At 70.8% G+C, this 12892-nt stretch carries 11 protein-coding genes; 3 read left to right on the plus strand and 8 right to left on the minus strand.

Translation table 11 applies throughout. The annotated features are described in order from the left end of the window. Window positions 1–30 precede the first annotated feature (30 nt). The 8 genes from VZQ01_RS34505 to VZQ01_RS34540 all read right to left on the minus strand — a co-directional run bounded on the left by VZQ01_RS34505 (window position 31) and on the right by VZQ01_RS34540 (window position 7758). Window positions 31–1239, minus strand: coding sequence for a ceramide glucosyltransferase (locus VZQ01_RS34505; RefSeq protein ID WP_223745787.1), 1209 nt, complete (start codon window positions 1237–1239; stop codon window positions 31–33). 136 nt (window positions 1240–1375) lie between these two features. Further along, a complete protein-coding gene (gene phoU, locus VZQ01_RS34510) occupies window positions 1376–2062 on the minus strand; it encodes a phosphate signaling complex protein PhoU (protein WP_223745873.1) in 687 nt (228 codons plus the stop codon). 23 nt (window positions 2063–2085) lie between these two features. After that, window positions 2086–2829 (minus strand): phosphate ABC transporter ATP-binding protein PstB, encoded by a 744-nt coding sequence (gene pstB, locus VZQ01_RS34515; RefSeq protein ID WP_218035661.1) that lies wholly within the window; start codon window positions 2827–2829, stop codon window positions 2086–2088. 48 nt (window positions 2830–2877) lie between these two features. Further along, the gene (gene pstA / locus VZQ01_RS34520) at window positions 2878–3789 is read right to left on the minus strand and encodes a phosphate ABC transporter permease PstA (protein ID WP_426745765.1); all 912 of its coding nucleotides are present in this window, start codon (window positions 3787–3789) and stop codon (window positions 2878–2880) included. Next, a complete protein-coding gene (gene pstC, locus VZQ01_RS34525; RefSeq protein ID WP_426745766.1) occupies window positions 3786–4793 on the minus strand; it encodes a phosphate ABC transporter permease subunit PstC in 1008 nt (335 codons plus the stop codon). The genes pstA and pstC overlap by 4 nt, the downstream gene beginning before the upstream one ends. Window positions 4794–4835: 42 nt before the next feature. Continuing rightward, the gene (locus tag VZQ01_RS34530; RefSeq protein ID WP_426745767.1) at window positions 4836–5657 is read right to left on the minus strand and encodes a phosphate ABC transporter substrate-binding protein; all 822 of its coding nucleotides are present in this window, start codon (window positions 5655–5657) and stop codon (window positions 4836–4838) included. A gap of 49 nt (window positions 5658–5706) precedes the next feature. Next, window positions 5707–6975, minus strand: a complete 1269-nt coding sequence (locus tag VZQ01_RS34535; protein ID WP_426745768.1) for a porin — start codon at window positions 6973–6975, stop codon at window positions 5707–5709. Between the two features lie 90 nt (window positions 6976–7065). Further along, complete coding sequence (locus VZQ01_RS34540) at window positions 7066–7758, minus strand: response regulator (RefSeq protein ID WP_223745792.1); 693 nt, start codon at window positions 7756–7758, stop codon at window positions 7066–7068. A gap of 585 nt (window positions 7759–8343) precedes the next feature. On the opposite strand from VZQ01_RS34540, the gene VZQ01_RS34545 reads away from it, so the two are divergent. The 3 genes from VZQ01_RS34545 (at window position 8344) to VZQ01_RS34555 (ending at window position 12832) form a co-directional block, all read left to right on the plus strand. Beyond that, window positions 8344–9741, plus strand: coding sequence for a hydroxymethylglutaryl-CoA reductase, degradative (locus VZQ01_RS34545; protein WP_223785676.1), 1398 nt, complete (start codon window positions 8344–8346; stop codon window positions 9739–9741). 74 nt (window positions 9742–9815) lie between these two features. Further along, window positions 9816–11492 (plus strand): sensor histidine kinase, encoded by a 1677-nt coding sequence (locus tag VZQ01_RS34550; protein ID WP_223745794.1) that lies wholly within the window; start codon window positions 9816–9818, stop codon window positions 11490–11492. Further along, the gene (locus VZQ01_RS34555) at window positions 11489–12832 is read left to right on the plus strand and encodes a sigma-54-dependent transcriptional regulator (RefSeq protein ID WP_141332964.1); all 1344 of its coding nucleotides are present in this window, start codon (window positions 11489–11491) and stop codon (window positions 12830–12832) included. Before VZQ01_RS34550 ends, VZQ01_RS34555 begins: the two co-directional genes overlap by 4 nt. Window positions 12833–12892: the final 60 nt, after the last annotated feature.

Consider the following 12892-nt stretch of genomic DNA (forward strand, 5'->3'; position numbering starts at 1 on the left):
CCGTCGCGAGCGTGATGAAACACCTGTGCATCAGCCGGCGACCCACTCGTCCCGAGGGGCCAGCGCCGCGTCCGCCGTGGACACGCGCGCGCGTGGCGGCAAGAGGCGGGTGCCCGGGCCCACGCGAAGCCGCGTCCCGCGCCAGTCCACCGTGCGGCAGAACACGCCGTGCCACCACGCGGCGAACAGCAGCACGTCCTTGAGCAGCACCGCCGGCGCGGCGCGCCATGACACCGGCTGGGGACGCAGCGCGCGAAACGCGCCCAGGTCCACCAGGACCTTGCCGAGCACGACGAGCGTGGCCAGCGTCACCGACTCCAGGCAGGGGCTCACCAGCGCCCCCGCCACGGCCAGCGGCGCGGGGTTGAGCAGCGACTGCGCGACATACGTGGACGGCGTCACGGCCGTCCGGTGGATGACGCTCCAGCGCAGGTAGCGCTGGAAGAAGGCGCGCACGCTCTTGCCCAGCGACACGTTGTAGACGGGCGCGCGCGCCACCACGACGCGGCGTCCCAACTTGCGCGTCACCCACTGGCCGATGACGAAGTCCTCCGCGAGCACGTCGCGCACCGAGTAGAAGCCGCCCAGCGCGTCGACGTCCGCGCGCTTGAGCGCCATGGACTTGCCCACGACGATGTCCTGGTCCGCCAGGCGCTTGGCGCCAATCATCCCCGCCGCCGCGCTGGACGTCAGGTAGAGGTTGTCCAGGAGCGAACCCAGGCTCCTCTCGCCGATGCCCGAGACGGGGTGCGTCACGCAGCCCACCGTCGGGTCCGCGAAGCCCGCGGCGATCTCCTCCAGGTAGCCGGGCGCCACCCGCGTGTTGCTGTCGCTGATGACGAAGAGGTCGTACCGGGCCCGGTCCGCCAGGGTGATGAGCTGGTTCACCTTCGGATTGAGGCCGGGGGCGCCCTCCTGCAGCGCCAGGCGCATGACGCCGGGCCAGCGGCGCACCGCCTCGCACGCCACGGGGTACGCCGCGTCGCGCGTGTCCTTGACGCCCAGGACGACTTCATAGGTGCCGGGGTAGTCCAGGTGGGCGAAGTGCTTGAGGTTGGTCTCCAGGTCGTCATCCGCGCCGCACAGGGGCTTGAGGATGGAGATGGCGGGCCACGGGGCGCCTGTGGGGAGGGCCCGGGGCGCCTCACGGCGGTGGCGGAGCACGAGCACGTACTGGACGGCGAGCGCGGTGAGGCCGAAAGAGGCGGCGAACAGCAGGAGGGCGGAGGCGAGCGACATGCGCGGGCGGTCCCCGGGGACTGGCGCGCGGTCATCGCGCGACCGGTTGCCACGCTAGGGGGCCCGCGCGTCAGGCGTGGGGAGCGCCCGGGGCGCCCCGGGCAATTCCACGTGACGGCGCGGTGAAGCCGTCCGGCTAGTCGCCCAGGTTGCGGCTGCGCGGATGGCGGATGTCCTTGCCCCGCACCATGTAGACGACCATCTCCGCCACGTTCAGCGCGTGGTCGCCGATGCGCTCCAGGTGCTTGGCGATGAACATCAGCGCGGTGGCCCGCCGGATGTTGCGCGAGTCCTCCATCATGTACGCCAGCAGCTCGTTGAAGATCTTGAGGAACAGCGCGTCCAGCAGGTCATCCCCCTGGAGCACCTCCTCCGCCTTCGCCACGTCGTTGGACACGAAGGCGTCCAACGAGCGCTTCACCTGCTGCTGGGCCAGCTCCGCCAGCCGGGGCGTGTCCACGTAGGGCGCCAGCGGCGGCACCTGGTTCAGGTCCATGGAGCGCTCGGCGATGTTGACCGCCAGGTCTCCGATGCGCTCCAGGTCCGTGACGATCTTCAAGGCCGTGGTGATGAGGCGCAAATCACTGGCGGCCGGCTGGCGCAGCGCGAGGATGCGCCGGCACAGCTCGTCGATCTCCACCTCCAGCCGGTTGACGTCCTTGTCGGCCGCGACGACCTTCTCCGCCAGGGCGCTGTCGCGGTCCGTGAGGGCGCGCATGCTCTGGGCGATGAGGCCCTCCACCTTGGCCCCCATCGCGAGGAGCTTCTCGCGCAAGTCCCTCAGGTCCTGCTCGAACGCCTTGTCCGTGTGGGTCAACGGCATCTGCGACAATCCCTTCTCTGCGCTCACCCGAACTTCCCGGTGACGTAGTCCTCGGTGCGCTTCTCGCGCGGGTTGGTGAAGATCTGCTCGGTGGGCCCGCACTCCACCAGCTCACCCATGTAGAAGAAAGCCGTCCTGTCGCTCACGCGGGCGGCCTGCTGCATGTTGTGGGTGACGATGGCGATGGTGTACGTCGCCTTCAGCTCGTGGATGAGCTCTTCGATCTTGGCCGTGGCGATGGGGTCCAGCGCGCTCGCCGGCTCGTCCATCAGCAGCACCTGCGGCTCCACCGCCATCGCGCGGGCGATGCACAGCCGCTGCTGCTGGCCGCCGGACAGGCCCAGGGCGCTCTCGTGCAGCCGGTCCTTCACCTCGTCCCACAGCGCCGCGCCGCGCAGGGACTTCTCCACGCGCTGGGCCAGGGCCGCCTTGTCCTTCATGCCGCCCACGCGCAGGCCGTAGGCGACGTTCTCGAAGATGCTCTTGGGGAACGGGTTGGACTTCTGGAAGACCATGCCCACGCGGCGGCGCAGGTCCACCACGTCCACGCTGCGGTCATGGATGTCCGTGTCGTCCAGCAGGATGGTGCCGGTGTGGTTGGCGCCCGGAATCAAGTCATTCATCCGGTTGAGCGAGCGCAGGAAGGTGGACTTGCCGCAGCCGGACGGGCCGATGAGGGCGGTGACGCGCCGGTCCTGGATGGCCAGGGAGACCTTCTTGATGGCCTCCTTGGCGCCGTACCGGAGCGTCAGCTCGCGGGCCTCCATCTTCGGGCGGGGAGCGTTGGGCGTGAGGGACATGGAGGGCGTGTACCGTCAGTGGGCGCCCGCGGCCTTGCGGCGCGTGCGGGTCCGGATGATGACCGCGACCAGGTTGAGGGCGAACGTGAGCAGCAGCAGCACCAGCACCGTCGCGTAGAGCAGGGGACGGGTGGCCTCCACGTCCGGCGACTGCGTGGCCATCACGTACGTGTGGTAGCCCAGGTGCATGAACTGCGAGTTGAGGTGCGAGGGCAGGTCCGGCAGGAAGTAGGCCGCGCCCGTGAAGAGGATGGGCGCCACCTCACCCGCGCCGCGGGAGATGGCCAGCACCGCGCCGGTGAGGATGCCCGGCAGCGCGCCCGGCAGCACCACCCGCGCCAGCGTCTGGGACTGGGTGGCGCCCAGGGCGAGGCTCGCGGTGCGGTGGTCCATGGGGACCGCGCGCAGCGCCTCCTCGGTGGAGACGATGACCACGGGCAGCGTGAGCACCGCGAGCGTCAGCGACGCCCAGAGGATGCCGGGCTGGGCCCAGTACATCTCCTCGTGGCCGAGCGCCCGGTCCATGCCCTGGCCCACGAAGAGGATGAAGAAGCCCAGGCCGAACAGGCCGAAGACGATGGAGGGCACGCCCGCCAGGTTCACCACCGCCACGCGGACGATGCGGGCGAAGAGCGAGTTGGGGGGCGCGTACTCGTGCAGGTACACCGCGGTGAGCACGCCCACGGGCATCACCGCGAGCGTCATCAGGAGGGTGAGCGCGGCGGTGCCGAAGATGGCGGGGAAGATGCCGCCCGCCATCATCCCGTCCTCGGGCGGCTGGGTGAGGAAGGTCCAGGTGACGCCCCCGGCGCCGTTCTCCACCACGTTGAAGAGGATGATGGCCAGCACCGCGACGATGACGAACGCGGCGAGTCCGGTGAGCGACGTGAGCGCCAGGCCCACGGCGCGGCGGGTCCCGGGCGTCACGCCGCACCTCCGGTGAGCTTCTTCACCACCCGCTTGGTCCACGTGGAGGCGAGCAGGTTGAGGACGAAGGTGAAGAGGAAGAGCTGCACGCCGATGAAGAACAGGAGCGAGTAGTGGGGGCTGCCCACCACCACCTCGCCCATCTCCGCGGCGATGGTGGCCGACAGGGAGCGCGCCGAGTCCCCCAGGCTCCAGGAGATGACGTCCGCGTTGCCGGAGGCCATGAGGACGATCATCGTCTCACCGATGGCGCGCCCGAAGCCCAGCACGCAGGCGGCGAGGATGCCGGGGGCCGCGGCGGGGAGCACCACCTTCCAGGCCGTCTCCCAGGGCGTGGCCCCCAGCGCGAGCGACGCCTCGCGGTAGCTGCGCGGCACCGCGGTGAGCGCGTCCTCGGACACGGTGAAGATGACGGGGACGATGGCGAGCGCCAGGCCCAGGCCCGCCACCATGGCGTTGAGCGGCCGGTCGAAGGCGAAGACGTCCTTGATGACGGTGGACATCACCATCAGGGCGAAGAAGCCGAGCACGACGGAGGGGATGCCCGCGAGCAGCTCGATGACGGGCTTGAGCAGCTCGCGCAGGCGGCGGGGCGCGAACTCCGCGGCGAACAGCGCGCCGAACACGCCCAGCGGCACCGCGACGAGCATGGAGACCACCGTCGTCTTCAGCGTGCCGACGAACAGCGGAATCATGCTGACCTTGGGAATCTTCGACACCGGCTGCCAGCGGAAGGGCGGGCGGCCGGGCGGGACCTCCTGCGGCAGGAACATCTTCGACAGGCTGGCCTCGTGTCGTGCCTCGGCCTGGGTGAAGAGCGCCAGGGCCTCCTTGGCCACGAAGATGATGATGAGGATGAGCGCCGCGATGCCGGTGAAGGCCATCAGGGTGATGAACCCCGCGATGGCCTTCTCCTTGAGCTGCCGCCGCCGCGCGGCCGGGGACAGTGTGGGCGCGACCAGAGGCTGAGTGAGACCCTGCTCCATGACGGCCTGTCTATCCATGTGGCCTCCAGCCCCGCGTGACATTCGTGTGACGGCCCGGCGTCACTTCACCGGGAAGTAGCCGACCTTCGTCACGACGGCCTGTCCTTCCGGGGACAGCGCGTAGTCGATGAACGCCTTGGCCTCCCCGGCGGGCTTGTTGCGCAGGTAGAAGTACAGGTCGCGCGACAGCGGGTACTTGCCCGTCTTGATGTTCTCCGCCGAGGGGGCGATCTCCTCGTTGCCCTTCTTGATCTTCAGCTCCTTGATGCCCTTGGCGTAGGCGGAGCCGCCGTAGCCGATGCTGTTCTTCTCCTTGGAGACGGCGTTCACCACGGCGGCGGTGCCCGGCAGCGTCTGGGCGGAGGCGGCGTAGTCGTCGCCGTCCAGGACGTGGTCCTTGACGAAGACGTAGGTGCCCGAGGAGTTCTCGCGCGAGTAGATGATGATGGGCGCGTCGGGGCCGCCCACCTGCTTCCAGTTGGTGACATCCCCCACGTAGATGCCGCGCAGCTGCTCCACGGTGAGGGACGTCACGGGGTTGCCCTCGTTGACGTAGAAGGTGACGCCGTCCTTGGCGACGGGAATCTCCTGGCCCGTGGTGTTGTAGCGCGCGCGCAGCTTCTGCTTCTCCGCGTCCTTGATTTCGCGGCTGGACATGGCGATCTCGGTGGTGCCGTTCTGCAGCGCGGCCAGGCCCACGCCGGAGCCTCCGCCGGTGACCTGCACCTTGGTGGCGGGCGTCTTCTTCATGAACTCCTCGGCCCATCGCTGCCCGAGGATGACCATGGTGTCCGAGCCCTTCACGGTGACGTTGCCCGCATGGGCGGAGAGCGGGAGGGCGAGCAGCAGGCCCGCGATGAGTGCGCCAATGAAAGTCTTCATGGTGGTCGGCTCCTTGACGAAGCGTTGTGAGTCGGTGGGAAGGTAGGGCCTAGTAGCGGGCCTGCATCTGAAGCGTGAAGAGGTTGTCGTGCGGGTCCTTCGGGGCGCCGGGCGCGGCCGTCACGGGCATCTCGTAGGCGGCGGTGACCTTGAAGTGCTCGCCGAAGTAGTGGAGGACGGCGATGGCCAGGGTGCCCACCGAGTTGGTGCTGGCCGGGCGTCCGTCCGTCACCGTGTTCTTGCGGCCGTTCTCCGGGTCGAAGAAGTCGTAGCGGACAGCCACCGCGTCCGTCAGGCCGATGTTCTGGACGATGAGCCCGTACCAGCCGCTGGCGGGCACACCCGGCTGTTCAATCTTCACGTCGCCAGAGCTCTTCCAGTACGAGCGCCCGGTGATGTACTCGCCCTTGATGGCCGTGGCCCCGAAGGGCAGCACGTCCAGGTAGAGCTGGGCGTCCAGTGCCAGACGATCCCGCGTGTACGCCTTGCGGTAGGTGTCCGTGGGGCCCTTGGTGATGGTGTGGCCGTACCAGCCGGAGATGCCGCCGGACACCCAGCCCAGGTCGAAGCCCGCGCGGCCGATGGCGTCCTTCTCCTTGTCGTTGTCGGAGCCGACGTAGCCCTGGTTGAAGATGCCGTCGCCGTCGAACACGCCGCCGCTGAAGTGGAGCTTCCCGTCCAGGAAGTTGCCGGCGAACTTCACGCCGCGATCCCGCTCGTCGGGCAGGAAGGCGCGCACCACGCGGGTGCGCTCGGGGATCTCGCGGTCGCTGGAGGACTGCACGGCCTCGTAGCCGAAGGGCCACTTCATCTGGCCCAGCGTCAGGCCCAGCTGCTGGTGGGTGCCCGGGATGTAGAGCGTGGCCTCCGCGTCGCGCACGGTGACGCCCGTGGTGGGCACGCCGTCGAACTGCAACATCAGCTGGGACCAGTCCGTGGTGTACGTCGTCTTGAGGCGGCCTCGGCGCACGGTGAAGCGGCTGAAGCCGCCCGAGCCGCTGTCATCCAGGCTCTGCTGGTACTGGTAGCGCCCCTGGACGTAGCCCGAAATCTTCAGCTTCTTGAGCGCGGACAGGTCCACCTTCGTCTCCGCGTTCTGCTCCTCCAGCGCGGCCACCTTCCCCTCGGCGTTCGTCATCCGCTCGTCCAGGTCCGCGTCCGCCGGCGCGCTGTCGGCGGGGGGCGGCTCGGCGGGCGCCTGGGCGTCGGGGGAGGGCACCTGGGGGGCGGACGCCTCGGCCGGCGGTGACGCGGGCTCCTGGGCCAGGGCCGGGCCGGACGCCACGCAGAGGGTGAGGAAGGTGGTGACGAGACGCATCGAGGAGGGTTTCGGGAGGGTCACGAAACTGGCTTCTAGGTAACGTCCGTGGCTGTTTCGGGTCCCTTGTGTGACATCCGTGTCACGAAGTCAGTGGGCCGGGTCGACGATGCGGTAGCCCACCCCGCGCACCGTCTCCAGCAGGGTGCGCGCCGGGCCCAGCTTGTCGCGCAGGCGCATGACGTGGGTGTCGATGGTGCGCGTCTCCAGGGACGAGGACAGGCCCCACACCTCCTCGAGGAGCTGCTCGCGCGTCTGGACCCGGCCCGTGCGCGTCATGAGGTGGCCGAGCAGCCGGAACTCCAGCGCGGTGAGGGGGACCTCCTTGTCCTCCACGTAGAAGCGGTGGGCGGACAGGTCCAGCTTGAGCGCGCCCAGGGCCAGGGGCGCCGTCTCCGCGGTGGTCTGCGACGTGCCGCCCCGGCGCAGGATGGCCTTGAGGCGGAGGACCAGCTCCCGGACGCTGAAGGGCTTGACGACGTAGTCGTCCGCGCCGACCTCGAAGCCGCGGATGCGGTCCGCCTCCTCGCCCTTGGCGGTGAGCATGACGATGAGGACTTCGCGGGACGGGGACTGGGCGCGCAGCTGCCGGCAGACATCGATGCCGGACATGTCGGGCAGCATCAGGTCCAGCAGCACGAGCTCGGGGGGCTTCTCCCGGGCCGCGACGAGGGCGGCCTCGCCCGTGCCTGCGAGCTGGGTGGAGAAGCCGGAGTCGCGCAGGTTGAAGTCGATGAGCTGGGCGAGATCGGGTTCGTCGTCGACGATGAGGACGTGGGCCATGGCGCCCGGAGTCTGCGCGGCCCGATTTCCATGCACGTGACGCGTTTGCAACGATTGTGTGATGCGGGCGGACGCCAGGGCGGGCGAGCCGCCAGGAATGCGGGCCGGGGCGTCCTGACGAGAATGTGACAATGGCCTGGGACCGAGGGGTCCTTCGTCCGCCGGCCCGACCCCATTACTCAAGACAGGTCCGGTGGGGCCGGAGGTCTTCCTCGCGGCCGTGGCCCGCATGCGCAAGACAGCCCGTACGTGTTTCACGGTGCGGAATCAGCGCGGGCTGCAAGGCTTTGTGAAAGACAGACGGATTGCGTGCGGGCCGGAGTGCGGGCGGGGAGGATGGGGCCCCGGGATAAATGCGGGGCGGTTGCAAATGCTGGATGCAAGGAATCGTCCATGAGACCCGGTCCATCGCTCGGGGGCGGGGTTCCTTGTGCCTGGGTTCAATGTCTCTGTGGGCTGACGAACCGCATGGGGGCGCGGATGTCCGCGGTGCGACAATGGTCCCCGGGGGGTGGTGATGTGTCATATTGCTCGTGGGTTGCGCGTGACTCATTTGAGAGGGATTGTCATGGTGTGAGGTGATTGATGACGGATGAGTTTCTGGATACGCAGGGCGTTCGTGGTGACAGGTCCACCCAGTCCGTATTCGCGGGCTTCCAGCGGTTGTCGCTGGAGGAGCGTCGCGAGCGGGTGGGGGTGGAGCTGGGGTTGGACGCGGAGGCGTTGAGCGGGCTCACCGGGGAGCAGGGCCCCCGGATGCAGACGACCTTGTCGGCGGTGGAGAGCGCGGTGGGGCTGTTCAGCCTGCCCCTGGGCCTGGGGCTCCACCTGAAGGTCAACGGGCGCGCCTACGCGGTGCCCATGGTGGTGGAGGAGCCGTCGGTCATCACGGCCGCCTCCTTCGCGGCGAAGCTGGTGGGAGAGGCGGGTGGGTTCCTCGCGGAGGCGGACCCGTCGCTGATGCTCGGTCAGATCCAGGTCACCCGCTTCGGGCCGCCCAGCTTCGCCATGGCGCGCGTCCTGGAGGCGCGCACGGAGCTGCTCGCGCTGGCGAACAGCCTGCATCCCCAGCTGGCGGAGGAAGGCGGAGGGGCGCGGGAGGTGGAGGTGCGGCTGTTGCCCTCGCCGGAGCCCGGGATGGATCCGCTGCTCGTGGTGCACGTGCACGTCGACACGCGGGAGTCGCAGGGCGCGGTCGTGGTGGACTCGATGATGGAGACGCTCGCGCCGCGCATCGAGCAGCTCACCGGGGGCAAGGTGTACGTGCGCGCCCTGACGCACCTGTCGGCCCAGTGCCTGGCGCGCGCGCGCTGTTCCATCCCCGAGCGGACGCTGGGGGACTTCGGGTTGTCCGGCACCGAGGTGGCGGAGGGCGTGGTCCAGGCCAGCCGCTTCGCCCAGGCGGACCCGTACCGGGCGGCCGCGCACAACAAGGGCATCATGAACGGCATCGACGCGCTCGCGCTCGCCACGGGGCAGGACTGGCGCGCCATCGAGGCGGGCGCGCACGCGTTCGCGGCCCTCCGGGGGCGCTACGGTCCGCTGTCGGTGTGGCGCAGGGAGGCCGGCAACCTGGTGGGCGAGCTCCAGCTGCCGCTGGCGCTGGGCACCGTGGGCGGCACCCTCCAGTCGCACCCCGGCGTCCAGTCGGCGCTCACCCTGCTGGGGCGGCCCAATGCGCGGGAGCTGGCGTGCATCTTCGTCTCGGTGGGGCTGGCGCAGAACCTGGCGGCGCTGCGCGAGCTGGGCGCGGCGGGCGTGCAGCGGGGCCACATGGCGGTGCATGCGCGCACCGTGGCCTCGAGCGTGGGCGCGCCGCCCGAGTGGGTGGAGGCCATCGCCGCGCTGCTCGTGCAGGAGGGCGAGGTGAAGCCGGACCGGGCGCGTCAGGTGCTGGACAGGATGCGCGGCGGAGGGGAGGCGGCCAGCCTGGCGCCGCCGCCACCCACGGGGGACCTGCGGCGTCGCGAGGACCTGGAGTGAGCGCGGGCTGACGCCCGCGCGTTGTCGGTTCCCCAGGCGCGGGGGCTGTGCCACAACGGCGGGGCGAGCACGCCATGACCCCGCCCGAACCGCCTCCCGCGCCACCCTCCACCGCGCCCCTGCGCCACCTGCCGGTGCCCACGCTGACGCCCACGCCGGGGCAGCTGGCGCAGGAGCAGCGGCGGGGGGGCCGCTCGGCGCTCCTGGGGCTGGGCCTGGTGGGCGTGGTGGCGCTGACGAGCCCCGTCCTCGGCTACCTCGAGGATGTGGACAACGCGCGGGAGGAGCTGCTCGGCCACCTGTCCAACCAGGCCCGGGTGCAGGCGGACGCGCTGGGGGTCCACCTGCTGCTGCTGGAGGCGGAGCTGGCGCGCGTCGCGGGCCATCCCATGCTGCTGCCCGAGGACGGCGCGTCCCCGGCGGAGCAGGCGCTGCTCGACAGCGCCTTCTACCACTCGTCGCTCTTCTCGGAGGGCGTGGCGCTGCTGGGCCCCAAGGGGGAGCGCGTGTGGAGCGACCCGCCCGGCATGTCCCTGGGCGCGACACCCATCACCCGCAGGCCCTGGTTCCAGCGCATGGTGGAGAGGAAGGCGCCCACCATCGACCTGCTGGAGGGCGAGGGCGGCCCGCTGGTGGTGGCGGTGCCCATGATGAGCGACGGCCAGCTCAAGGGGGTGCTGCTCGGCGAGGTGCGCACGGAGGCCTTGCCCACGCGCGCCACGGAGGAGACGGCGCTGTTCCTGATGGACGCGCGCGGGCGGCTGCTGCTGCCGTCGGCGACCTTCAGCCACGCGGAGGACTTCTCGCAGTCGCTTCGCGCCCTGGCGAAGGCGCCCGGGCCGCTGATGCTGGAGGGCACCCGGCTGATGGGGGCCGCGGCGTGGGTGGGACGCAGCGAGCTGCTCTTGGTGGTGCTCGAGGAGGAGCAGTCCGCCACCGCGGGCCTGCGCTCGCGCTTCCTGCGCCAGCTCGCCTTCCACATCGCGCTGCTCACCTGCACGCTGGGCCTGTTCCTCGTCCTGCTGCGTCACTCCTACCGCTCGCTGCTCGCGGCGGAGGAGCGGCTGCGTCGTCAGGAGACCATGGCGGCCCTGGGCACGGCGGCCGCGCTCATCGCCCACGAGGTGAAGAACGCGCTCAACGGCATCCAGGCGGCGCTGTCGGTCTTGAGGACCACGCCCGCGGGCAGCGAGCTGCCCGTCATCGGCCTGCGCTCGCAGGTGGAGCGGCTGGGGCACCTGGCGCGCTCGCTCTTGTCGTTCGGCGCGCCGCGTGCCGCGCTGCGCCGCAGCTGCGAGCTGCATCTGTTGGTGGGCGAGGCGCTGCAGTCGGTGCGCATGCTGCCGGAGTCGGAGACGGTGGAGCTGCGCACGTCGCTGGAGGAGCATCTCACGGTGCAGGGGGACGCGGCGCTGCTGGTGTCCGCCGTGGACAACCTGGTGCGCAACGCGGTGGAGGCGGGCGCGGTGGCGAAGGACACGGGCCTGCGCCCCTCGCCGTGGGTGTCGGTGAGCCTGTCGCGCGAGGGCCCGGAGGCGGTGCTGGTGGTGGAGGACAACGCGGGCGGGGTGGACCCCCGGCTGGAGCCCCGGCTGTGGGAGCCCTTCGCCACCGGACGGGCCAAGGGCGTGGGCCTGGGGTTGCCCATGGCGCGCACGTCCGTGGAGGCACATGGTGGAAGCCTGACCTATACCCGCCGTCCACAGGGCAGCCTCTTCACGCTGCGGTTGCCCCTGGAGCGCACCTCATGAGCACCCATCTGTTGCTGGTGGATGACGACCGGACCTTCGCCTCGCTGGCGGCCACCGTGCTGCGTCACGAGGGCTTCCGCGTGACGCTGGCGCACTCGCTCCATGACGCGCGCGCGGCGCTCGCCCGGCAGGCCCCCGAGGTGGTGGTGCTCGACAGGCGCCTGCCGGACGGGGACGGCATCGACTTCCTGCCGGAGCTGCGCGCGCAGTTCCCGGACACGGCGGTGATGATGGTGACGGCGCACGGCGACATCGCCAGCGCGGTGGACGCCATCAAGCAGGGCGCGCGCGACTACCTGTCCAAGCCCGTGGAGCTGGACGACCTGGTGCTGCGCGCGCGCAGGGCCGCGCAGGACCTGCAGCTGCACGAGCGGCTGCGCCAGGCGGAGAGCGAGCTGGGCGGGCGGCGTCGGCTCTTGCGTCCGCGCGCGCCGGCCATGGTGGAGGCGCTGCAGATGATCGAGCGCATCGCCACCGCGCCGCGCAGCCCGGTGCTCATCACCGGCGAGACGGGCGCGGGCAAGGAGGTGCTCGCGCGCCACCTGCACAACGTGCAGGGCGGGCAGGGGCCCTTCGTGCACGTCAACTGCGCGGCGCTGCCGTCGGCGCTGGTGGAGAGCGAGCTGTTCGGCCACGAGCGGGGCGCCTTCACCGACGCGCGCGCGGCCCGGCGCGGGCTGGTGGAGGTGGCCGACGGCGGCATCCTCTTCCTCGACGAGATTGGCGAATTGCCGCTGAGCCTGCAGGCCAAGCTGCTCACGTTCCTGGACCAGGGCGCCTTCCGGCGGCTGGGCGGGACGACGGAGCTGACGAGCAACGCGCGCGTGGTGACGGCCACCAACCGCGACCTCACGCGCGAGGTGGCCGAGGGGCGCTTCCGCGAGGACCTCTACTTCCGGCTCAGCGTCTTCCGCGTGGAGATTCCGCCCCTGCGCGAGCGGCGCGAGGACGTGCTGCCGCTGGCGGAGTCGCTCCTGGTGGAGCTGTGCGCGGAGCTGGGGCGCAGGCCGGTGGACTTCTCCAGCGCGGCGAAGGCCCGCCTGGAGCGCTACCGCTTCCCGGGCAACGTGCGCGAGCTTCGCAACGTGCTCGAGCGCGCGCTGGTGCTCGAGTCCGGCCCCGCGCTGGAGCTCCAGGCGCTGGAGCCCCGCGGCAACCAGGGCCCCGCCGCGGTGGACCCGGACGCCTTCGTCGTCTCCGGCGGCCCCCGCACGCTCGACGAGGTGGAGCGGCTCTACGTGAAGCACGTGCTGGGCAGGCTGGAGGGCCGCCGCATGGAGGCCGCCAAGGCCCTGGGCCTGTCGTATCCCACCTTCCTGCGCAAGCTCGAGGAGTCCTGAGCCGCCGTCCCACGGCGGCCGCCCGGGGCAGGGGACTTCAAGTTCCTTGCTCAAGTTTCT

Source organism: Myxococcus faecalis (assembly GCF_050039385.1).
Taxonomy (GTDB): Bacteria; Myxococcota; Myxococcia; order Myxococcales; family Myxococcaceae; genus Myxococcus; species Myxococcus fulvus.